Here is a 23724-nt window from a genome sequence, read left to right on the forward strand (position 1 = left end):
TAGCTGATAGCTGATAGCTGATAGCTGATAGCTGATAGCTGATAGCTGATAGCTGATAGCTGATAGCTGATAGCTGATAGCTGATAGCTGATAGCTGATAGCTGATAGCTGATAGCTGATAGCTGATAGCTGATAGCTGATAGCTGATAGCTGATTTTGGAGGTTCTATGTCTGATTTGGTTTTTTCTGATTCGTTTATCGACGGTGACTTTTATTCTACGAGCCAGCGTTTTAGTGTAGATAACCCCGCAACTGCAGAGGCGATCACCCATGTCTCTGATATTGATGAAGCAGGGGTTGAGCTGGCTATAAAAAGTGCTGACGAGGCATTTAGCAAACTAAAGCAAACAACTGCAACCGAGCGTAGTGAAACGTTGCGTCGCTGGTATGAGTTGGTTATTGAGCACAAGCAACAGCTTGCTGAATTGATGACTAAAGAGCAGGGTAAGCCTTTAAAAGAAGCCTTGGGCGAAGTGGAATACGGTGCAGGCTTTATTAAATGGTTTAGTGAAGAAGCAAAGCGTAGTTATGGCGACACCATCCCTGCTACCGATAGCAAACATCGTTTAACAACGATAAAGCAGCCAATCGGTGTGGTGGCTGGTATTACACCTTGGAACTTCCCGATTGCCATGATCACCCGTAAAGTGGCACCCGCTTATGCCGCGGGTTGTAGTTTTGTGATTAAACCTTCGGAGCATACGCCATTATGCGCTATTGCCTTAGCCTACCTTGCTGATAAAGCAGGGTTTGTAAAAGGAGCGCTTAATGTAGTGGTCTCTGAAAACGCTAAAATGGTGGGTGAGATCATGACCGAGTCTGAGCGTGTGCGTAAGTTCACATTCACAGGCTCAACCGATGTAGGTAAGCAGTTACTATCGCAGTGCGCTTCAACAATTAAGCAAACGTCTATGGAACTTGGCGGCAATGCCCCGTTCATTATTTTTGATAATGCCGATTTAGATGAAGCGGTTGCTGGCCTTATGGGGGCTAAGTTTAGAAACGCAGGACAAACCTGTGTTGCCGCTAACCGAATTTTTGTTCAGTGTTCAGTACTTGAAACGGTGCTCGAAAAACTCACAGACAAAGTGGCTGAGTTAAAGGTAGGTAATGGACTTGATGACGGGGTAGATATCGGCCCATTAATTTACCCTAAAGCAAAAGAGAAAGTACAAATATTGGTGCAAGATGCGGTTGATAAAGGGGCGTCGTTAATCGGTGATAACAGCGAGCTTGAGGGTAGCTTTCAAGCGCCATTAATTTTAACTGATGTGACACCAGAGATGGATATCTATCATGATGAAGTGTTTGGTCCTGTAGTTAGCATCATCGCTTTTGATGATGAAGAAGAAGTGCTTAAGCTTGCGAACGACGTACCTTATGGTTTAGCTGCATATTTTTATAGTGAAAACATCAAGCAAGTTTATCGCGTAAGCGAAGCACTCGAATACGGTATGATAGGTATTAACGAAGGCCTTATCTCAAACCCAGTAGCGCCTTTTGGCGGCGTTAAACAGTCAGGCTTAGGCCGAGAAGGCGGCCACCAAGGGTTAGATGAGTACCTAGAAGAGAAGTATCTGTGTGTTAAGGTTTGAGCCGTCAGCCGTCAGCCGTCAGCCGTCAGCCGTCAGCCGTCAGCCGTCAGCCGTCAGCCGTCAGCCGTCAGACTGATAGCTGATAGCTGATAGCTGATAGCTGATAGCTGATAGCTGATAGCTGATAGCTGATAGCTAACTCCTCGCCTTTATTTTTCATAAAATGATAGCGCTGTCATTTTAGTTTTTATATGATAGGAACGAATTATGAACAAAAATGAAAAATAGTACGCAGAAATACCGTACACTCAGGGCTTAAACGAGGAGAAAGTAATGGATTTTAAAAAGTCTGTATTCGCGGTAATGCTTGCGACTGCCCCTTTAATGGCAAGTGCAGCATTAACCCAATCGCAAGTTGATCAGTTTGCGAAAGATACCGAACTGCTATTTTCGGTTGAAGATAACTTTCGTAATAAAGATGCGGGCTTTTTAGGAAAAATCACCCTCAATAATGGCTCTGATGTGGCGTTACCTGCAGGCGAGAGCGACTGGCAGCTTTACATTCACTCAGTTCGTAAAATCTCAACTGAGTATGTTGCGGGGTTAAACATTGAGCATGTGAATGGTGACCTTCACCGCATCGTACCAACGAGTGAATTTAATGGTTTAGCAGCAGGTGAAAGCTTAGAGCTGCCGTTCGATGCGCAAGTGTGGATTGTTGCTTACAGTGACTTTATGCCACGGGCATTTTTTGTTTCGGGCAAGAATAAACCCGCTGTATTTGCTAATACTGACACTGAAGACTTTAAACAGTTTGTTACGCCATTTACCCGCGAAAATCAGTTACGTCGTTACAATGAGCCAAAAGATTTATCTGTTTTAGCAACTGCAAAAGTCCGCTATGAACGTAATAGCGCTGACAAGGTGTCGGTTAGTAAAGACGATGCTTTAAAGCGTATTATTCCTAAGCCTCGTAAAGTCGATTTTAATCGTGGTAGCGCAACGTTAAACAATAATTGGCAAATCAGTTATCAAGGCCAGCTTAAACACGAAGTTATGGTGTTTATGCAAGACTTACAAGATGACTATGGCATTAGCCTTAAAGCACAGCCAGATCACATCAATGTCGGCAAAGACAAAGTAATACGCTTAAAAGTCGACCCTAAACTCAATAATGCAAAAGCTGAAAGCTACACTCTAGAAATTGATGATGAAGTGATCACTATCGTAGGTAGCGATAACGCCGGTGTGTTTTATGCGATGCAAAGCTTATTGAACCTCATTCCTGCCAACAGCCAAGGCAGTGCCAGCTTACCTCAGCTAGAACTTGAAGATTCACCGCGCTATGGTTGGCGTGGCATGCACTACGATAATGGTCGTAATTACCATGGCAAAGAGGCAATGTTCAAGCTGGTTGAGCAAATGGCTCGCTATAAAATGAATAAGCTACACTGGCACTTTTCAGAAGATGAAGGTTGGCGACTTGAGATCCCAGGCCTACCGGAACTCACTGACGTTGGCGGCTATCGCTGCTTTGATTTAGAAGAGCGCGAGTGTTTATTGACTCAGCTTGGCACAGGGCCATTTAAATCAGGCTCAGGTAATGGTTATTTGAAACGTGATGAGTTTGTTGAGCTGTTAAAGTTTGCGAAAAACCGTCACATTCAAATCATCCCAGAAATTGAAGGCCCAGGCCATGCGCGTGCCTCAATCAAAGCGATGGAAGCACGTTATCACAACATGTTAGAAGAAGCTGAGAAAGCCGCTAAAAACAACATTAAAACGCGCTCTGCAAACAAAGAAATTCAACACATAGATATGGGACCGGCAACGCAATATTTGCTTACTGATCCAAAAGATACCTCTGTGTACATGACGGTACAAAACTACAAAGATAACTCAATGAATGTGTGTATGGACTCAACCTACGCATTTTTAGATAAAGTGACCTATGAGCTTCAGCAGATGTACCGCGAAGCAGGTGTTCAGTTAAAGAACCTGCATATTGGTGGTGATGAAGTCGGTGCTGGTTCGTGGATAGGTTCGCCAATCTGTCAGGCGTTATTTGCCGATCCAAATAACGGTGTATCCGGCCCTGCTGATTTAAAACCTTACTTCACACAACGTGTTGCGACCTTACTTGAAAAACGTGGTATTTCTCCGGGTATTTGGGAAGACGGTATCATGTACGACCGTGAAAACTCGTTTAAACGTGATGAGTTCCCTAATAAAACCTTTACCGTAAATACTTGGGATAACATTTGGGAGTGGGGTGTTGCCGATAGAGCATACCGCCTAGCAAATGCTGGTTACCAAGTGGTGTTATCACACGGTACGCATTTGTACTTTGACCACCCATACGAAGCAAGCCCTGAAGAGCGTGGTTATTACTGGGCAACTCGTTACACAGATACTAAAAAAGCCTTTAATTACATGCCAGATGACGTGTATGCCAATGCTGATTACACCCGCACCCGTGAGCCAATCGTTAATTTAGAAGCGTTGGTGGGTCGCCCGTTACCTAAACTTGAAAAGCCTGAGAATATTTTGGGTATGCAAGGTCAGGTATGGTCAGAAACAATCCGTACTGAAGAGCAAGTATTAGCAATGATCTTCCCGCGTATTTTGTCTGTTGCAGAGCGCGCATGGCATAAAGCTGATTGGGAAGGCGAAAGTGTCGATAGTAAAAAACAAGCAAAAGACTGGGCTGAGTTCTCAAGTGCAGTCGGTTTGAAAGAGCTTGATAAGTTAGCCAAAGATGGCATCAATTTGCATTTACCGGTACCGGGCGGTGTGATTGAAAATAGTAAGTTATATGCCAACAGTGCATTTGCTTATTTGAGCATTGAGTACAGCCTAGACAACGGGCAAAGCTGGCAAACTTACGCTGAGCCAGTGAAGGTTGATAACAATGCAAAAGTTGCGCTACGCACCCGCTTAAACGCACAGCAAACCAGCCGCGTGACCGTTGTGGGTGAGTAATATTTTGCGATAAATAAATGTGACGCCTACAACAAAGCGTAGGCGTCACGCTTGCTTGGCGCGTTTTGCATTCAACACTTTTCGGCTCAAAACTGACAGCTAATCCCAAAACTTCGTGTGAAATAAATTTCTCGCCTACAATACCTCGAACCTCGCATCTCTCACCTCCTACATCGTAGGCGTCACGCTTGCTTGGCGCGTTTTACATTCAACACCGTTCGTCTCAAAACTGACAGCTGAAAGCTGACGGCTAATTTGAAATCTCCGCGCGAAATAAATTTCACGCCTACGGTATCTAAAAAATATGTCAGCGCTGTCATTTTTGTTGCGATAGTGTTATAAATATTTAATATCTCTTTTATATAATCATCTGAATGAGCAGCGCTGTAGAGTCGAGCTGTGCTGTTATGGGAAATGTTATGTCTGAAATGAATAAACAAAGCAGTGTTGTGCCTATGGCGATTGTTGCCACGCTGTTTTTTATACTGGGTTTTGCTACATGGTTAAATGGCTCACTGATGCCATTTTTACAGCAAATTTTGCAGCTTTCACCTTTTCAGGCATCGCTGATTATTTTCTCGTTTTATATCGCAGTGACTTTTACGGCTCTACCTTCAGCGATGATCATCAGAAAGGTAGGTTATAAAAACGGTATGGCACTGGGTATGGCGACCATGATGGTGGCAGGTTTACTATTTATTCCTGCTGCAAAAACACAAGTGTTTGCACTGTTTTTATTCGCGCAGCTTGTTATGGGGGCTGGGCAAACATTATTGCAAACAGCGGTTAACCCATACGTAGTCAGAATCGGCCCTGAAGAATCAGCCGCGGCTCGTGTCAGTATTATGGGTATATTAAATAAAACGGCCGGTGTTGTAGCACCAATCGTGTTTACCGCACTGATACTCAGCGATTTTAAAGGCTTTGTAGGTAAAGAGCTTAGCCAAACAGACATTGATGCCATGGCCAATGGCTTAATATTACCGTATTTAGGGATGGCAATTTTTATTGGTATACTCGGCTTTGCAGTTACCAAAATGCCATTGCCTGAGTTAATTGATGATGTAGATGAACAAAAGCCGGGGCAAGTAAAAGAAGCGCTGAGCCATCCGAGTCTTGCGCTAGGGATCGTGGCCCTTTTTGTTTATGTGGCCGTTGAAGTCATTGCAGGCGATACGATTGGTAGCTTTGCGTTGTCGTTAGGTGTTGAAAAATATAGTGTTATGACGTCATACACCATGGGTTGTATGGTGCTAGGTTACTTTTTAGGGGTGTTACTTATCCCACGGGTGTTGTCACAACAAACCGCGTTAACTATTTCAGCGGTATTGGGCTGTGTGTTAACCCTAGCGATAGTCACTGGTAGCAATGAAACTGTATTTATATCAACATTATTTGGCCTAAAATCGGTACTGCCTGATACCTTATTGCTCATTGCTGTGCTAGGCTTTGCTAATGCGATTGTTTGGCCTGCAGTTTGGCCGCTCGCATTATCTGGTTTAGGCAAGCTAACTAGTGTAGGCTCTGGTCTACTTATTATGGGCATAGCCGGTGGCGCATTCGGTCCATTATTTTGGGGCCTAGCAAGTGGCGGCGTGAAAAGCGCTGAAGCACAACAAATGGCTTATATTGTAATGTTGCCTTGTTATTTATTCATACTTTTCTATGCTGTTAAAGGCCACAAGATGAAAAGTTGGAAGTAATTATGAGTTTGAGGTTAGGTGTGAAGCACATCGCCTTAAACTTTGAAAAGCATTTCTAGTAAATAGAAATAATCCCGTGTGTAATGCCACCGAAAGGTGGCATTTTTTTGTTTGAAATTTAAGGTCAAATGATCACTAAGAGGTTATTAGGCGCTTCGCTTAAGAGATAGTAATATTGTGGTTTCCTCATTCACTTCTATTTGTGCAAAAAATTATTGAACCACAGAGTACACAGAGGCGCGCGCTCTGCACAGAGAAGAACAAATGATCACAAAGAGATTATGAGACGCTTCGCTTAAGAGAAAGTAATATTGTGGTTTCCTCATTCACTTCTCTTTGTGCAAAAGAAATATTGAACCACAAACAAACCCGAACAGCCAAAGCTGACAGCTTTTAGAATTGAAATCAGTCGATGAAGATAAAACTAAATCTTGAGATTAAAATAGAAAATATTAATCAAATATAGGGATTTACTAAGGGGGAAGAGTGGGGCGACTGATGGGGCTTGAACCCACGACAACCGGAATCACAATCCGGGGCTCTACCAACTGAGCTACAGCCGCCACTGAGATACACCTCGTTTGGTGTGGCGCGCATATTACATAATTAAACTAAGCTTGTGAACCCCTAAATTGAAAAAAGTAAAAAAAACTTACTTGCCTCAGAAAATTCAGAAATGCCTTCGTGGTCAGCTCGCGTTCAGTTTCGCAGATTAGACTTGCGGTTTTTGTAATTGAGCAAATACTCATTTCGTAGTTTTGCGCGTAATTTAATGATTTTTTAACCAAAGATCATATATAATTTGTACAGCGTTATGCTAAAAATGAACTTCAGGAGAGAACATGGATACAATAATGAACTGGATCAACGAGAATTCAGGTTTAATCATACATTACGCCGTTCAGGCGGTTCTAGCGCTAATCATTTTCTTCATCGGTAGTCGCATCGCGAAGTTCTGCGAAGGGATGACTGAAAAAGCATTTGATAAAAAGAAAGTCGATAAAGCTGTAGGTTCATTTGTTGCTAGCATTGTCTATACAATTGTATTTGCTGCAACAATTTTAATGGCACTATCTCAATTAGGTATTGAGACAACCTCATTCATTGCTATTTTAGGTGCGGCTGGTTTAGCAGTAGGTTTAGCACTACAAGGTTCACTATCTAACTTTGCATCAGGTGTTTTAATCATCTTACTTCGTCCTTTTAAATCAGGCGATTATGTAGAAGCAGGTGGTAAAGCGGGTACAGTTAAGAAAATCGAAATCTTCTCTACTGAATTACGTACACCAGATAACAAAGTAATCATCATGCCTAACTCATCAATAATGGGCAGCCCAATTACAAACTTCTCTCGTGAATCAACTCGTCGTATCGATTTAGTTATCGGTGTTGGTTACGATGCAGACCTTAAAGAAGCAAAAGCCGTTCTTAAGTCTGTATTAGACAAAGAGTCTCGTTTATTAAAAGACCCTGCATACACAGTCGCTGTATCTGAACTTGCAGATTCAAGCGTAAACTTTGTAGTTCGCCCATGGGTTAACTCAGCTGATTACTGGCCAACGTATTTCGACCTAATGGAAAACATTAAGATCGCATTAGACGATGCCAACATCACTATCCCATTCCCGCAAATGGATGTTCATTTGCACAAAGAAGACTAATAAGTCTAACTTACAAGTAGTAAAGGTTATTTTTTAATGAAATTAAAAGCTTTATCAATTCTAGTTGCAGCAAGCGCTGCAACTAGCGCATTCGCAGCAGATGAAACCAAAACTTGGGATGTAACCAGTGAATTAGGTGCTATCGTAACGAGCGGTAACACTGAAACAACCACGCTTAAAGGTGGTATCAAGGTTTTACACAACCTAGAAAATTGGAATAACGAGTACAAGTTAGACGGTCTTTATAAAGAAGATGAGATCGAAAACGACCAAGGCGTTAAAGAAACTCAACGTACTAACGAAAAGTACTCAATCTCTGCACAAGGTAACTATAAGTTAAACGAAAAGCACTCACACTTATTCATCTACGGCTCGCACGTATCTGATTACTTTGGTGCATACCGTAACGAATCAGTTATCTCAGCGGGTTATGGTCTACGTGTAATCGACCGTTCTGATATGTGGTTAAACGCAGAAATCGGTCCTGGTTATAAGTACTTCCAATACCCAGATGACAGTACTGAAGTTGATGACAACGGTAACTCACTTGCCGGTGAGCGCGAAGGTGAAGTAATCGCGTTAGGTAAAGTTGATTACAACTGGCAAATTTCAGACAGTGCACGTTTTACTCAGTTAGTATCAGTTGAATATGGTGATACCAATACTAAAACACGTTCAGAGTCTGCAATCCTTGCTAAAATCAACGGCTCACTACAAATGAAAGTGGCTTACAACATCACTCACAACTCAGATGTTGCGGATGATAAAGAAAACACAGATACAGAAACGTCACTAACGCTGGTTTACAGTTTTTAACTAAATAAATCTGTTTGTTGACGATTTAATGACAAAAAGGGACGAAAGTCCCTTTTTTATTTATTTAAATTTCAGGTAGAATAGACAATCTTTTTGACTGTAGAATTATGGATATCCCTACCTGTGATGTTATTTAAAAGACTCTTCATTACTTTTTTGCTGTTAACCTCTGCATCAGTATTGGCTTTTACTCCTACAGCCGCACAAATCGAACAATTTAAAAAGCTTCCCAGAGCGCAACAAGAGGCGCTAGCAAGGCAGTATGGTGTAGATTTATCGACGATTACGGGTAAAAAATCTTCAACCGACCAAATTGAACAAGAATCAACAATCCAACCTCGTCCAGAACAAGAAAAAGAACAATTAACAGATGAAGAACGCTTTGCTCCGAAAGTTGATGAAGTAAAGCCTTTTGGTTATGACTTGTTTGCTGGTGAGCCAACATCATTTATGCCAAGTGAAAATGCGGCAGTTCCTGATACCTACTTAATTGGTCGTGGAGATACACTTAACATCAACTTTTACGGTAAAGAAAGCGAGAGCTATGAAGTTGTTGTTGACCGTGAAGGGCGTATTAGTATTCCAAACTTAAGCCCTGTGCAGGTAGCCGGTCTTACATTTGCAGAAGTCAAAGAGTTAGTTAAAGCAAAAGTTGAACAAGAAGTAATTGGTATTAAAGCATTTGTCTCAGTTGGCAAACTGCGTAGCATTCGTGTGCTAGTGCTTGGTGAAGCATACAAGCCTGGTAGTTATTCTGTTTCCTCACTGACAACAGTATCGCATGCACTATTTGTCAGTGGTGGGGTATCTGATATTGCTTCACTACGTAATATTCAAGTTAAACGTGCGGGTAAGGTTGTTGCAAACTTTGACCTTTATGATTTGCTGATTAACGGTGATAGCAGCAACGATATTATATTAAAACCGGGTGATGTAGTTTTTATTCCATCAGTGGGTTCACAGGTCTCTGTTGAAGGCTTGGTCAAACGTCCTGCAATTTTTGAGCTAAAAAAAGGTGAAACAGCCGCACAGTTATTAAAAATGGCGGGTGGTTTAAAACCGCAAGCTTACGCTAAAAAAGCAATTGTTGAACGCTTCAATAACAATAATATGAAAGAAGTATTATCTGTTGATTTTAGTGGCAATCAAATTAACTATATTCCTCGCGATGGCGACCGTATTCGTTTTAATCCTGTAAGTTTTCAATATCAAAACAGTATTAGTCTAATTGGCGCTGTTGCACGTCCGGGTCATTATCAATGGCATCAAGGCAAACACATCTCTGACGTTCTAACATCGGTGCGTGGTGACTTGCTGCCCCAGGCTGATTTAGGTTACGGATTACTTGTTCGTGAAGTTAATGTAGCAGGTGATATTCAAGTTTTTCAATTTGATATAGCACAAGCGATTGTTAAGGCCGCAGAGCATGATCTAGAGTTAAAAGCTAACGATAAGCTTTTTGTATTTAGCCGTTATCAAGAAAAGCAAGCGGAAGAAAGTGCTCTTGCGAATATGGCCCTTACTGAAGAGCAGCAACAGCAGCAATATAAAGTCAAGCAATGGCACGAATACCTGCAAAGAGAATTTGAAAAATATATTGGTGTTTCAGGCATAGCAGACGATTTAAAGTTAAAAGAAGACAGCGCTAAATCAATTGCTGATATTGCCAAGCGCAATTTAAATAAAGATAAAGAGTTGCTTGATGCAGAAGACTATGCGGTTTTCAGCCGTTTTAACTTATTAAAGCCAATCATTGCAAAGTTAAAGCAGCAAGCTTCAGTTGCTGTGGCAATGCAACTTGTAGAAATAAATGGCCATGTAACTTATCCTGGTGTATATCCTCTTACAGTCAATAGCGAAGTAAACGATTTAATAGCCGCGGCCGGTGGTTTACTGGAGTCTGCTTATACAGAACAAGCAGAAATAACCCGTGTAATGGATGGCAATGCATCAAAAGTTAAACATATCAAATTTAATCTACAAGCTGCCATGTTAGGTAGTAATGGTGAAAATATCGCATTACGTAGTAAAGACAGTATTAATATTTTCTCAATTCCTAACTGGCAAGAAAACGTAAAAGTAGAGCTTAAAGGTGAAGTTAAATTCCCGGGGATTTACACAATTCGCCGTGGTGAAACATTAAGCAATTTACTTGAGCGTGCAGGTGGTTTCTCTGAGTTTGCCGCGCCAAATGCAGCTATTTTCACTCGCGAAGCAATTCGCAAACAAGAGCAACAGCAATTAGCAAAGCTTTCAGAAGATTTACGTCGTGATATTGCATCAAAGAGCTTTGAAAATTCTGTGAGTAGTAACAGCCTTTCCTATGATGAAATGAATAAGCTATTGAATGACCTGGCTAACGTTGAAGCTGTGGGGCGATTGGTTATTGATTTGCCACTTATCGTTGAAGATAAGCAAAACTTAGTTTTACAAAATGGTGATGCGCTTTATGTGCCAAGTAAACGTGACTCTATCAGTGTGATCGGTGAGGTTAACTACGCAACCTCACATTTATTCAAGCAAGGCATTACAGTTGACGATTATATTGACCTCAGTGGTGGTCTAAAAGAGCGCGCAGCTGATGAACGTATCTATATCATCAAAGCTAATGGCTCAGTGAAAATACCAAGTACAGGTAGCTGGTTTGCAGTTAATGACACAAATACGCTTGAAGCAGGTGATACCATTGTTGTACCAATGAATGCTGATTATATGGATAACCTAACTCTGTGGAGTACAGCAACACAGATCGTTTATCAGTTAGGTGTAGCTGTTGCTGCGATTAGTAGTATTTAACTCTATAAGTGTTACAGGAAATCATGGAAACGCAGACAGAAACTTTAAAAAATCACTTCACTGAAAACGAAGTAACCTTGCCCGAGATAGTTAATATTATTTGGCTTGGTAAGTATAAATTACTAATTATATTGGTGATTAGCTCTTTACTGTCAGTGACCTTCGCCTTATCTCAACCTGATATTTATAAATCAGAAGCGTTACTTGCTCCAGCTGAAAATGAGCAAGGAGGGGGCTTGCATCTTTAGCTGGTCAACTTGGAGGACTAGCTAGCTTAGCTGGAGTGAATGTTGGTGGACAAACAAGTAATAAAGTTCAATTAGCAATAGAAATCTTACAATCAAGGCAGTTCTTTAAACAGTTTTTGGATAGGCATCAAATACTACCTGAACTAATGGCTGCAAAGTCATGGGACAGAGAGAGTAACTCTGTAGTTTATGACGAAAGCATCTATAATCCATCATCAAAAAAATGGGTTCGAGAAGTATCATTACCCTTGAAAGCAACGCCATCATATTTAGAGGCATACGATTATTTTAGTGACAATATGTTACTAAGCGTCGATAAAGATACAGGTATGTTGACGTTATCAATCATGCATGTATCACCTACAGTTGCCTGTGAGTGGTTAACTTTGCTGATTGAAGATATAAATATAGAAATGAAAAAAGGGATGTATTAGAAGCAAATAAAAGCACTCATTTCTTAATTGAACAGATCGAAAAGACTAATGTTGCTGATATGAAGTCAATTTTATACAAGCTTATTGAGGAGCAGGCAAAAACAATCATGTTCGCTAATGTTAGAGATGAGTATGTATTTAAGGTTATTGATGCGCCTGTTATTCCGGAAATAAAAGCAAAGCCAAAAAGAGCTCTTATATGTATCTTAGGTGCATTTATAGGGTTAACTATTGGGCTTATTTATATTTTAGCGGAGTTTTTCATTAGGCGTAGTTCTAACTGATTTATTTTTATCTTTATGATTTTTGAATTTAGGAAATGATTTTGCCGAAAAAGAAAGTATTGACAGTGTTTGGTACTCGTCCAGAAGCTATAAAAATGGCTCCTTTAGTTCGTTTATTAGCTTGTGATGAACGTTTTGATGCAAAGGTATGTGTTACTGCACAACATCGTGAAATGCTAGATCAAGTACTTGATATTTTTAGTATTAAACCGGACTATGATTTAAATATAATGAAATCAGGACAAACACTTCCTGAAGTTACAAGTCGAATTTTATTAGAATTAACTCCAGTCCTAAAAGAGTTTAAGCCAGATGTAGTTCTTGTACATGGAGATACTGCGACTACTTTTGCAGCAAGCCTTGCTGCATATTACGAGCAAATTTCAGTCGGACATGTTGAAGCTGGTTTACGTACGGGGAACATTTATTCACCGTGGCCAGAAGAAGCAAACCGTAAATTAACGGGGGCATTAACTAAATATCACTTTGCACCTACAGAAACCTCAAAACAAAACCTGTTAAAAGAAAACTATGCAAAAGAGAATATAAGCGTAACAGGTAATACAGTTATTGATGCGTTGCTAATGGTAAAAGAACAAATCGAAAACCAAAGAGACCTAAATAATACTCTTGCAGCTCAGTTCCCAATGCTTGATGACAATAAAAAACTTATTTTAGTCACCGGACATCGCCGCGAAAGCTTTGGTGGAGGATTTGAGCGAATTTGTGAAGCGTTAGCTAAAACGGCTAAGTCATATCCAGATTGTCAGATTTTATATCCAGTTCATTTAAACCCAAATGTGCAAGAGCCAGTGAAACGCTTTTTAAGCGATCTTGATAATGTATATCTTATAGAGCCGCAGCAATATTTACCTTTTGTATATTTGATGAATCGTGCACACGTTATTTTAACTGATTCAGGAGGTATTCAGGAGGAAGCTCCAAGCCTTGGGAAGCCTGTATTGGTAATGCGTGATACAACAGAGCGCCCAGAAGCTGTTGAGGCCGGGACAGTAAAGCTAGTTGGTACTAGTGTCGATAAAATTACAACGTCACTTAATGATCTATTAACAAGTGAGAGCGCTTACAGGATTATGAGTCGTGCCCATAACCCGTATGGTGATGGTAAAGCTTGCCAAAGAATTTGCGACTTTCTTGCGAAGAATTAACTGTTAATTACGGTTTGATCGTATTTGAGCATCATAAAACCAGCTTTATAGCTTAAAAGCCTAATCTATGGCTTGATTCAAAAAGTTTAAAAATAGAATTTGTAGATCTAGCAACTAGCACTACACACAAGGATAACCATGTCATTTAATACAATCTCAGTTATAGGTTTAGGTTATATAGGCCTTCCAACTGCTGCAATGTTTGCATCACGTAAAAAGAAAGTAATTGGAGTTGATGTAAATCAACATGCAGTAGATATTATTAATCAAGGGCAAATTCATATAGTTGAACCAGATTTAGATATGATAGTTCATGCCGCTGTAACTGAAGGGTATTTACGAGCAACTTTAGAAGCTGAACCCGCTGATGCCTTCTTAATTGCGGTTCCAACTCCATTTAAAAACAGCGAGTCAGAAATTCCAGAACCAGATTTAACATATATCAAAAAAGCGAGTGAGTCGATTGCACCAGTACTTAAAAAAGGTGATTTAGTGATACTCGAATCGACGTCACCAGTTGGTGCTACAGAAAAAATGTCTGAATGGTTAGCTGAGTTAAGAACCGATTTAACTTTTCCTCAAAATTCAGGTGAAGATTCAGACATTAACGTAGCACATTGTCCTGAAAGGGTATTACCAGGGCATGTTGTTAGAGAGTTAGTAGAGAATGACCGTGTAATAGGCGGAATGACAGCTAAATGTTCTGCGCGAGCAGTTGAGTTATATAGAACATTTGTACAAGGTGAGTGCGTAATTACAAATGCTCGTACGGCTGAAATGGCTAAATTAACTGAAAATTCATGTCGTGATGTACAAATTGCTTTTGCAAATGAGCTTTCGATAATTTGTGACAAATTGGATATAGATGTTTGGGAACTAATTTCTTTAGCTAATAGGCACCCAAGGATTAATATTCTTCAGCCAGGTCCCGGAGTCGGAGGGCACTGCATTGCTGTAGATCCATGGTTTATAGTAAGTAATACACCTGAAGAAGCAAAAATTATTCATACAGCACGTAAAGTAAACGATGCAAAACCTCATTGGGTCATCGATAAAGTAAAATTATCGATTTCTGACTTCTTACAAGCGAATCCTACCAAAACAGCGAAAGATGTTGTTGTAGCCTGTTATGGCTTAGCATTTAAACCTGATATCGACGATTTAAGAGAAAGCCCTGCTTTAAATATATCTCTTAGTGTTGCGGATTTTCATGCGGGAAAAGTAGTTGCTGTGGAGCCAAATATTGATGCATTACCAAATAATATCGATAATTTACATTTAAAGTCGTTTGAAGTTGCAAGTAATGAGGCTGATGTTCATTTACTACTTGTGGATCATAAAATCTTTAAAGAAAGTAAAATTGATAGTCCATATCTTATAGATACGAAAGGTATTTGGAAATGAAGATTCTAGTCACAGGAGGAGCTGGTTTTATCGGTTCTGCTTTAGTGCGTTATATTATTAGAAGCACTCCTCACTCAGTAGTCAATGTGGATAAGCTTACATATGCCGGTAACTTAGAGTCATTGGATTGCATAGCTTCTGATAAAAGATACGCATTTGAACACGTCGATATTTGTAATTATAAAGAGCTAGAACGCATTTTTTTAGTCACAAACCAGATGTTGTGATGCACTTAGCTGCAGAAAGTCATGTTGACCGATCAATTACAGGACCAGCTGAATTCATTCAAACAAATATAGTCGGTACATATAATTTACTTGAAGTGTCCAGACAATATTGGAGTCAGTTAGATGCAAATAAGAAATCATCCTTTAGATTCCATCATATTTCAACAGATGAAGTTTATGGTGACTTACCTCACCCAAGTGAAGTTAATGATGAAAAGTTGCCACTATTCACTGAAGATACGCCATATGCACCAAGCAGCCCATATTCTGCCAGTAAGGCATCAAGTGATCACTTAGTAAGGGCTTGGATGCGTACATATGGTTTGCCCACTCTAATTACTAATTGTTCAAATAATTATGGCCCATATCATTTTCCTGAGAAGTTAATACCGCTCGTTATTTTAAATGCTTTAGAGGGCAAAGAGTTACCTGTATATGGTAAAGGCGATCAAATTAGAGATTGGTTATTTGTAGAAGATCATGCTCGTGCTTTATATAAAGTGGTCACAGAAGGAGAAACTGGAGAAACCTACAATATAGGTGGTCATAATGAAAAGCAAAATATCGAAGTTGTGAAAACAATTTGTAGCATTTTAGATGAGATGGCGCCAAGTGAAGCGAGAAATATCAAGTCTAACGATGGAAAACTATTAGAAAGTTACTCTTCTTTGATTACATATGTAACTGATCGACCAGGTCATGATAGACGATATGCTATCGATGCTTCAAAAATGTCTAAAGAACTAAATTGGTATCCCGTTGAAACCTTTGAAACAGGGCTACGTAAAACAGTTCAATGGTATTTAGATAACCAGGAATGGTGTGAAAATGTCCAGAGTGGTTCTTATCAGCGTGAACGTCTAGGTGAGTTAGAAGGGAGTAACTAATATGAAAGGAATAATTTTAGCTGGAGGTTCAGGAACCCGCTTATACCCTATAACTATGGGGGTATCTAAGCAATTATTACCTATTTATGATAAGCCCATGATCTATTATCCGCTTTCAGTTCTAATGTTGGCAGGTATACGTGAAGTCTTAATTATTACTACTCCTGAAGATAGAGATTCTTTTAAACGGTTATTAGGAGATGGCTCTCAGTTTGGTATTGAACTTAGTTACACTGTACAACCTAGCCCTGATGGGCTAGCACAAGCTTTTATATTAGGTGAAAAATTCATTGGAAACGATGATGTATGCCTAGTACTTGGTGATAATATTTTTTACGGTCAAGGTTTTACCCCTAAATTAAAGCATGCGGTACAAAATGCTAAAGAAGGTCAAGGTGCAACTGTATTCGGCTACCAGGTTAAAGACCCTGAGCGATTTGGGGTAGTTGAATTTAATGAAAATAAAAAAGCAATTTCAATAGAGGAAAAGCCTAATAAGCCAAAGTCAAACCTCGCTGTAACAGGACTTTATTTTTACGATAATTCCGTGGTGAAAATGGCTAAGCAAGTTGAACCCTCGCAACGCGGTGAATTAGAAATTACATGCCTTAATGAAATGTATTTAAAACAAGACAAACTTAATGTAGAAATACTTGGGCGTGGTTTTGCTTGGTTAGATACGGGGACTCATGAAAGTTTACTAGAAGCAGCTCAATTTGTTGAAACAATTGAAAAGCGACAAGGCTATAAAATAGCTTGCTTAGAAGAGATTGGTTTCAATAATGGCTGGTTAACAGAAGAGCAACTTAAAAAGCTTGCAACACCTATGTTAAAAAATAGCTATGGGAAGTATTTAATGGGTTTAGTACCATAATAATGTATAAATTATTCACAAAAAAATTGTGGGATAGTAGCTTTTTTAATCGAACAATTTTAACAATTGATCAAGTTCAACCGTGGCCTAAGGTTGAAAGTTGGCCAGTGAGCTCACTCGTAACTGTTAAAGTCGACTCTAATAACTATCAAGTTATAAACCGTTTAAATAATTATGGCTTTAGTTTTGTAGAAGGTGAACTCGTTTTTCAGAAAAAATTACATGAAAGTAGTTGTTCGGATTCATTAAAAGACTTTGATGGTTATTTAGCGACAAAAAGCTCTATAAGTGAACTTAAACTGATAGTTAGTAATTTATATACTAACAGTCGTTTTCGAGAACCTTGGTTCACTTCATTAGAAAGAGATAATTTCTATCAAACATGGATAGAAAATGCCGTATTAGCTAAATTTGATGACTGCTGTTTGGTTTTAAAAGCTGAAGATACTATTTCAGGTTTTGTAACTGTTCGTATCTGCGATAGTGAGGCAATTATAGGGCTTATTGGTGTTGCAGCAGCTTTTCAAGGCCAAGGTATCGGTAAAAAATTACTTGAACTTGTACAGAGTTATAGTATTACAAGAAAAGCGAAAAAAATCACAGTAGCTACACAAACAAGCAACATTTTAGCTTCAAATTTATATAGTAAAGCTGGATTTGATATTGCTGATATCTCCTATTGGTTTTATAGACAGGTTTAAAAATGATCCCTTTTAATATTCCCCCAAAAACAGGTAATGAGTTAGGTTATATCGAGCAAGCAATCCATTCAGATAAGCTTTGTGGTGACGGTTACTTTTCTAAAAAATGTGAATCATGGCTTGAAGAGCATTTTAAAACAACGAAAGCATTACTTACTCCATCATGTACAGCTGCATTGGAATTAGCAGCAATATTAATAGATATAAAAGAAGGTGATGAGGTTATTATGCCATCATATACCTTTGTCTCAACAGCTAATGCATTTGTTCTACGTGGAGCAAAAATAATATTTATTGATGTACGCCCTGATACCATGAATATAAATGAATCATTAATTGAAGCTGCAATAACTCCTAAAACTCGTGCGATAGTACCTGTTCATTATGCAGGAGTTGCCTGCGAGATGGATAAGATATTAGCTGTCGCAGAAAAATATGCTCTTTGGGTAATCGAAGATGCAGCGCAAGGGGTAATGTCTACATATAAAGGAAAAGCCTTAGGTGCTGTTGGGCATATTGGTTGCTATAGCTTTCATGAGACGAAAAATTATTCTTCAGGCGGCGAGGGCGGGGCAATCTTAATTAATGACCCCAAATTAGTTGAAAGAGCAGAAATTATCCGTGAAAAAGGCACAAATCGTAGCCAGTTCTTACATGGAATAGTTGATAAATATACTTGGCAAGATATTGGTTCCAGCTTTTTACCTAGTGAGTTGCAGTCAGCATACTTATGGGGGCAGCTTGAGTCTTCAAAAGCAATTAATGACCACCGTTTAGCTCTTTGGAAAGAGTACTTCCAAGGTTTAAAACCATTATTTGATAAAAAGTTCATTGCGTTGCCATATATCCCTGATGACTGCAGCCATAATGCTCATATGTTTTATATTAAATGCAAAAACTTAGCAGAAAGGCAAGAGCTAATGTCGTACCTCAAAGAGAAAGGTATTCAAACTGTTTTTCATTATATACCACTGCATTCTTCAAAAGCGGGTATAGAATTCGGGCTTATGCGAGGGGATGATACTTACACTACCTCTGAAAGTGAACGATTATTAAGATTGCCTATTTACTTTTCTTTAGAAATAAAACAGGTGAGAAAAATTTGCCAAAATATCAATTCCTTTTTTGATAGCTAAGTTAGGAATACTTAATGTCCTATGCAGTAACAACAATAACCGCACAACTTCTTATATTATTATTAACGTTGGCTACCAACAAAGTGGCTGCTTCGTCATTATCTGTTAGTGAATATGCAGTTTATGGTCAAGCAGTTTTGTTATCTTCTTTAATCAGTGCATTTAGTACCTCTGGCCTACAAAACTGTATTCTCTCAGCTGATATTAGAGAAAGGGTAACGTTACAAGTTTTTTTCTTTTTTGCTCTTTTAATATCAATATTGCTTTTTATTCTAAATGAAATTGGCTTTGTTGCAGAGTATTTTTTACTTGATATTGAAAAGTATATGACTCCTTATTTGTTGTTTGCATTGCCATTTTTTTATCAAATATTTATCTTTAAGCAGGCGGTAGTCATTAATGGAGGTGTTCGGAAAGACTTTGTTTTACTTAATGTAGGTAACTCTGTTTTGTGTAGTGCTTTCTTGATTTTAACTATATATTTTGAAAAGTTTTATCTTACATTTGCTTTTATCTTATTTAGGCCTGGTTTTTTAGGTCTTTTTATGTTTTCTGAATATATCAAAAAAATAGACTTTAAAAGCCTATTAATACATTTTAAAGATTTGTTTTATTTAAACAAGGTTTTTGGTTATTTGTTGTATGGTGTTGTGTCCACATCAGCATTTTACATTTACTCTGCAATTGCTAGGTTTGTTATTTCTGAGGCATACGATTTAGAAACTGTAGGCTATTTTTATACGGCTCAAAGGCTTTTTGAGTTGTTGTTAGGTTTATCACTTACATATTATTCAAGTTACTACTATAGGAAGATATCCAGTATAAGTGATTTGAAATTAGTGGCTTCTATCGTTTTGAAAACTTGTATATTAAGTTTGGTGTCTTTTTTGTTTATTTCATTGTTGTTGTTTGTCTTTTCTGAAGAAATAATATTGGTCCTTTTCAGTAAAGAACAATTGCCAGCAGTAGCCTTTTTTAATCCATTGATTGTTAATATGATTTTAGGTTCTCTGGTATATTCGATAGGTTTCTCTCTTGTTGCTAAGGCAAAAAAGTCAACTATTATTATTCTTGAGCTTCTATATCTTGTTTGTTTTGTTTTTTTACTGCTTATTTGGACAGTGAATTAGTTGTTTGGGTCTTCCCGTTAATTATGTTAATAAAGTTGATTTGTAATTTTATGCTTTTTTATAGAGTTTTTTATGCAAGAAAAAATTAGCGTCTTGTTTGTTTACTCTGACTTTAAGGTTGGGGGTATTCAAACTCAAATTTTAGAAATGTGCAAATACAAAAATAGCATAGGTTCTAGAGGGAAAGTGTTATTGCTTTCACGTGAATATGACAAAGAATTACTTTCTGAACTAAAAAATAATGCAGATGTATTCTTTATTGATGAGCTATTTTACCCTACAAAAGTAAATCGATCTCTAGTTAGAGTTAGTAGCCTGTTTATTCCATTTTGTGTATATGATAAAGATAAAGTTGCACTTCTTATGTCCGAGATTGATGCATGTCACACTACAAACTTATATACGTTTTATATTATATCCTCTTTGCTTTTACGTGGTGTTATTGAACCAGTCAAGCTTACTTTAGGCTTTTACCATGCAAATGAATGCAAGAGCTTGCCTAATGATCCGCCTTTTTATAAAGAAGTGTTAAATACTATTAATTGTTTAAATGAAAGGTCATTAATTGCTACTAGTAAAAGAACTGCGGAAAATATTAGATTTGCTCTTCAGGAAAGTGATCCGGATATAATGGAGGTTTCACTCGGCGTTCCAAGGGGGGAGGTTAAATATAAAGTGAAAAATGAACCGCTGAATATTCTCTCTGTCGGTCGTTTAGTTTCATTTAAAACTTATAATTTGCATGTTTTAGAATTGGTAAACGATTTAGTTAAAGATGGTGTTTTTGTTAATTATAAAATAGTTGGTGATGGTCCCGATTACAATAGTCTCACAGCTTATGTAAAAGAAAACAAACTAGAGGGGTATGTTCAATTCATTAAACATGTTAATTACTCTGATTTAGATGCCCATATAGATAGAGCTGATGTATTTGTAGGAAGTGGAACTTCATTAGTGCTTGCTGCAGGTCATTCTTGTGTATGTTTAATTGGTATAGAGTCTAATGTTAATTCTGATACTTATGGTTATTTAAGTAATACGTGTCAGCAAAATTACCATGAGCTAGGGTTGGAATACCCTAAACAGACTTTTAAATCTTACATATTGGATTTAATAGATATGCCTCAAGATGAATTTAATGCTCTCAGAAAAAAAGAGTACGAAAGAAGTTATGACTTTTCTATTGAAAGATTTATGAATGTTTTTGATGATATAAATTCGGATGCAGATATCTACCATGGATATAGCTTTAAACGGTTTTTAAAGTTACAGCTGGAATTAATGCGCACAATATTATTCGATAAGTTAATTAAGAAACGAAATATATCAAAGAGTTATTAGTTTTGGTTTTTTTGACAAGTTCTATTGATTTAATTTGAATTTTATTTCATGCGCTTGATGATGTTTAAAAATGTTTTTTGGAATTTTTAAGCGTAAATTCTAAATTGATTTATTAAAATTATATATGAAGTAACATTATGAAGAGTGTTTTATTTGTAATTGGTAGTTTACAGTCTGGTGGCGCTGAGAGAGTTGCAGCTCGGCTATGTTCACATTGGTCTAATTCAGGCTACGAAATTACATTGGCTACTGGTGTGTCAAAAGATAGTGATTTTTATGATTTAGATAGGAAGGTAGAGCGAAAATCATTAGGGTTTAATTATAATGTTTCTGGCTTAATCAATAAGCTTAGCGAGCAGTTCACACGTTTTTTTAAAATTGAATCAATGCTTAAGTCTGGCAATTATGATGTGGTAATTTTATCTGCTACAGATATTTCCATTCGCTTTATGCTTAATTTGCTAATTAGTAGCAAAAAAGTAATTATTTGTGAGCATAACAATTACTACGCTGTTAAGTCTAAATTTAAAAAGTTCGCTAGAAATATTTTATTCAAAAGAGCTGACTTTTTATTTTTGTTAACAGAAAGAGATAAAGAAACTTATCTCAATAAAGGGTTTAATGCAGACAAGCTACATGTCATGAAAAATCCACTTGGTCTACCATTACCAACTTATATGGAAAAAGAACCAACAAAAAAACTTCTGGCAGTAGGGCGTTTAACTAAGCAGAAAAGCTTTTCTAGGCTTTTAAGAATAGTCTCTACCCTAGATGATTCATTTAATTTAACAATTGTTGGTGACGGTGAAGAAAAAGAAGAATTAGTATCTCTTTGTGATGAGCTAGACCTAAATAATAAAGTGACTTTTTTAGGTAATCAAAAAGATATGGATAAAGTTTACAGAAATCATGATGTTCTATTAATGACTTCTATTTATGAGGGGTTACCCATGGTGATTGGTGAGGCAAATGCATATGGGTTACCTGTTATTGCTTTTGATTGCCCTACAGGTCCCCGAGAGTTAATTGAACACAATTTTAATGGATATCTTATAGATGATGGTGATTCAGAAGGTTTTTCTCGTTCAATAGAATGCCTTTTTAAAACCCCTGAACTTTACAAGACAATGAGTGAAAATGCTCATTTCCATGCTAAAAAACAGTCAATTGAAGAAGTGGCTGAAAGTTGGAAGTTGTTTTTAGAGTGAACTCATTGCATTCTATTTACTCAACTGTTCTGAGGCTGAGTCTATGTTAGTTTATCTTTTGTTTTGGTCTCTTTTCTTTCTTTTTGCCTCATTATCAATTTTTAATAATAGAGCACTAAGTGCTGTTTCACTTTTTAGTGCTTTTTTTATCTTATTTTATTTCACAGGCTTAAGGTATTACAGTGCTAATGATTACCTTTCGTATATGTGGCTTTATGATATAACACCTTCGTTATTTCAGTCTAATTCTAACTTTTCTGAGGTGCCAGCAGAGGTCGGCTATATATTTTTAAATTCAGTTTTCAAAATTTTTGAGGCAGAGGGTTACTTTTTTCTATTTGTATTAGCTTTTTTTAGTCTGATGCTTAAGTTTGTTGTATTAAATAGAATTGCCCTATACCCACTTGTTAGTGCATTTGTCTACTTTAGTTTTGTTTATTATAACTCTGAGTTTATTCAAGTGCGCTGGGCTTTTGCACTTTGTTTTTTATACTTTTCTGCATGTTTTTTTGTATTGGAAAATAAAAAAGCGACATTTATTTTTATTGTCTTTGCTGCTTTATTTCATATAGCTTCGTTAATGTTTGTCTTTTTATTTCTAATTTCATTCTTTGTATCGAAATATAAACTTAAAAGTTTCATATTTTTTAGTGGGTTGCTGTTGTTTTTCTCTTCTAATTTTATAAATGTTCCTGAGTTGCTATTGAACTTTGTTCCTTTAGGTAATGGGGGGTATTTTTTAGTCAAAGTGAAAGGTTATCTGGAAAATGCTGAAGAGGGAATTGCGCTTCATGTGCAACTTCGATATTTTTTGAGTTTTATACTGTGCTACATTTTCTTTAAAATACATGAATCAAATATCATGGATGATAAAAAGTGTGAAAGTTGGGTTGTTAGAGTTCAAGATAGATTATTAGATATTTATCTCGTTTCTTCTTCTATATGCTTTTTGTTTATGAGCTTTCCAATTTTAGCAAATAGAATTTATGTTTTTAACGATTTTGTATTTTCTGTTATCATCATCAACTTCATAGCTATGATTAGAGACTTACCTTTAAGGTTAATTTCTTTAATGGTTGCTCTGTTAGTTTGTTATGCCTACCACTATCTAATTTTAAATTCAATGCTAAGTAAAAGTAATGTTAGGGAATATAGTGGGTGGTTAAAAATGTTGTATTAGGGTTTATG

The 23724-nt window shown here is 37.6% G+C and carries 18 protein-coding genes, 1 tRNA gene and 1 pseudogene; 19 read left to right on the plus strand and 1 reads right to left on the minus strand.

The window, feature by feature from the left end; translation table 11 throughout:
* Nucleotides 1-167: 167 nt before the first annotated feature.
* The 3 genes from P4S60_RS00870 (at nucleotide 168) to nagP (ending at nucleotide 6220) form a co-directional block, all read left to right on the plus strand.
* Nucleotides 168-1595, plus strand: coding sequence for an NAD-dependent succinate-semialdehyde dehydrogenase (locus P4S60_RS00870; RefSeq protein ID WP_337114689.1), 1428 nt, complete (start codon nucleotides 168-170; stop codon nucleotides 1593-1595).
* A gap of 273 nt (nucleotides 1596-1868) precedes the next feature.
* Nucleotides 1869-4517 (plus strand): family 20 glycosylhydrolase, encoded by a 2649-nt coding sequence (locus P4S60_RS00875; protein ID WP_337114691.1) that lies wholly within the window; start codon nucleotides 1869-1871, stop codon nucleotides 4515-4517.
* Between the two features lie 419 nt (nucleotides 4518-4936).
* Nucleotides 4937-6220, plus strand: coding sequence for an N-acetylglucosamine MFS transporter NagP (nagP, locus tag P4S60_RS00880; RefSeq protein ID WP_337114693.1), 1284 nt, complete (start codon nucleotides 4937-4939; stop codon nucleotides 6218-6220).
* A gap of 487 nt (nucleotides 6221-6707) precedes the next feature.
* On the opposite strand, the gene P4S60_RS00885 is transcribed toward nagP, so the two are convergent.
* A tRNA-His gene (locus P4S60_RS00885) sits at nucleotides 6708-6783 on the minus strand.
* Nucleotides 6784-7062: 279 nt separating this feature from the next.
* On the opposite strand from P4S60_RS00885, the gene P4S60_RS00890 reads away from it, so the two are divergent.
* From P4S60_RS00890 to P4S60_RS00965, 16 genes and pseudogenes are all read left to right on the plus strand, one after another.
* Nucleotides 7063-7881, plus strand: a complete 819-nt coding sequence (locus P4S60_RS00890; protein WP_337114695.1) for a mechanosensitive ion channel family protein — start codon at nucleotides 7063-7065, stop codon at nucleotides 7879-7881.
* A gap of 36 nt (nucleotides 7882-7917) precedes the next feature.
* A complete protein-coding gene (locus P4S60_RS00895; protein ID WP_337114697.1) occupies nucleotides 7918-8697 on the plus strand; it encodes a DUF481 domain-containing protein in 780 nt (259 codons plus the stop codon).
* A 126-nt stretch (nucleotides 8698-8823) separates the two neighbouring features.
* The gene (locus P4S60_RS00900; RefSeq protein WP_337116807.1) at nucleotides 8824-11493 is read left to right on the plus strand and encodes an SLBB domain-containing protein; all 2670 of its coding nucleotides are present in this window, start codon (nucleotides 8824-8826) and stop codon (nucleotides 11491-11493) included.
* Nucleotides 11494-11516: 23 nt separating this feature from the next.
* Nucleotides 11517-11741: a Wzz/FepE/Etk N-terminal domain-containing protein gene (locus P4S60_RS00905; RefSeq protein WP_337114699.1), complete on the plus strand. Its 225-nt coding sequence runs from the start codon at nucleotides 11517-11519 to the stop codon at nucleotides 11739-11741.
* Between the two features lie 35 nt (nucleotides 11742-11776).
* Nucleotides 11777-12175 (plus strand): hypothetical protein, encoded by a 399-nt coding sequence (locus P4S60_RS00910; RefSeq protein WP_337114701.1) that lies wholly within the window; start codon nucleotides 11777-11779, stop codon nucleotides 12173-12175.
* Between the two features lie 59 nt (nucleotides 12176-12234).
* Entirely contained in the window at nucleotides 12235-12459 is a 225-nt protein-coding gene (locus P4S60_RS00915) for a GNVR domain-containing protein (RefSeq protein ID WP_337114703.1), read from the plus strand.
* A gap of 41 nt (nucleotides 12460-12500) precedes the next feature.
* Nucleotides 12501-13628 (plus strand): non-hydrolyzing UDP-N-acetylglucosamine 2-epimerase, encoded by a 1128-nt coding sequence (gene wecB, locus P4S60_RS00920; protein WP_442793151.1) that lies wholly within the window; start codon nucleotides 12501-12503, stop codon nucleotides 13626-13628.
* A gap of 138 nt (nucleotides 13629-13766) precedes the next feature.
* Nucleotides 13767-15032: a UDP-N-acetyl-D-mannosamine dehydrogenase gene (gene wecC, locus P4S60_RS00925; protein WP_337114704.1), complete on the plus strand. Its 1266-nt coding sequence runs from the start codon at nucleotides 13767-13769 to the stop codon at nucleotides 15030-15032.
* A pseudogene (gene rfbB / locus P4S60_RS00930) lies at nucleotides 15029-16146 on the plus strand (dTDP-glucose 4,6-dehydratase). The gene wecC and the pseudogene rfbB overlap by 4 nt, the downstream one beginning before the upstream one ends.
* 1 nt (nucleotide 16147) lies before the next feature.
* Nucleotides 16148-17020, plus strand: a complete 873-nt coding sequence (gene rfbA, locus P4S60_RS00935) for a glucose-1-phosphate thymidylyltransferase RfbA (RefSeq protein ID WP_337114705.1) — start codon at nucleotides 16148-16150, stop codon at nucleotides 17018-17020.
* A 2-nt stretch (nucleotides 17021-17022) separates the two neighbouring features.
* On the plus strand, nucleotides 17023-17721 hold the full coding sequence (locus P4S60_RS00940) for a GNAT family N-acetyltransferase (RefSeq protein ID WP_337114706.1): 699 nt from the start codon (nucleotides 17023-17025) through the stop codon (nucleotides 17719-17721).
* A 2-nt stretch (nucleotides 17722-17723) separates the two neighbouring features.
* Nucleotides 17724-18857 (plus strand): dTDP-4-amino-4,6-dideoxygalactose transaminase, encoded by a 1134-nt coding sequence (gene rffA / locus P4S60_RS00945; RefSeq protein WP_337114707.1) that lies wholly within the window; start codon nucleotides 17724-17726, stop codon nucleotides 18855-18857.
* Nucleotides 18858-18871: 14 nt separating this feature from the next.
* Nucleotides 18872-19987: a hypothetical protein gene (locus tag P4S60_RS00950; RefSeq protein ID WP_337114708.1), complete on the plus strand. Its 1116-nt coding sequence runs from the start codon at nucleotides 18872-18874 to the stop codon at nucleotides 19985-19987.
* A gap of 72 nt (nucleotides 19988-20059) precedes the next feature.
* Nucleotides 20060-21328: a glycosyltransferase gene (locus P4S60_RS00955; RefSeq protein WP_337114709.1), complete on the plus strand. Its 1269-nt coding sequence runs from the start codon at nucleotides 20060-20062 to the stop codon at nucleotides 21326-21328.
* A gap of 137 nt (nucleotides 21329-21465) precedes the next feature.
* Nucleotides 21466-22536: a glycosyltransferase family 4 protein gene (locus P4S60_RS00960; protein WP_337114710.1), complete on the plus strand. Its 1071-nt coding sequence runs from the start codon at nucleotides 21466-21468 to the stop codon at nucleotides 22534-22536.
* Between the two features lie 43 nt (nucleotides 22537-22579).
* Complete coding sequence (locus P4S60_RS00965; protein WP_337114711.1) at nucleotides 22580-23716, plus strand: EpsG family protein; 1137 nt, start codon at nucleotides 22580-22582, stop codon at nucleotides 23714-23716.
* Nucleotides 23717-23724: the final 8 nt, after the last annotated feature.

Origin of the sequence: Pseudoalteromonas sp. Hal040, from assembly GCF_037162425.1 — a bacterium.
Lineage (GTDB): Bacteria > Pseudomonadota > Gammaproteobacteria > Enterobacterales > Alteromonadaceae > Pseudoalteromonas > Pseudoalteromonas gelatinilytica.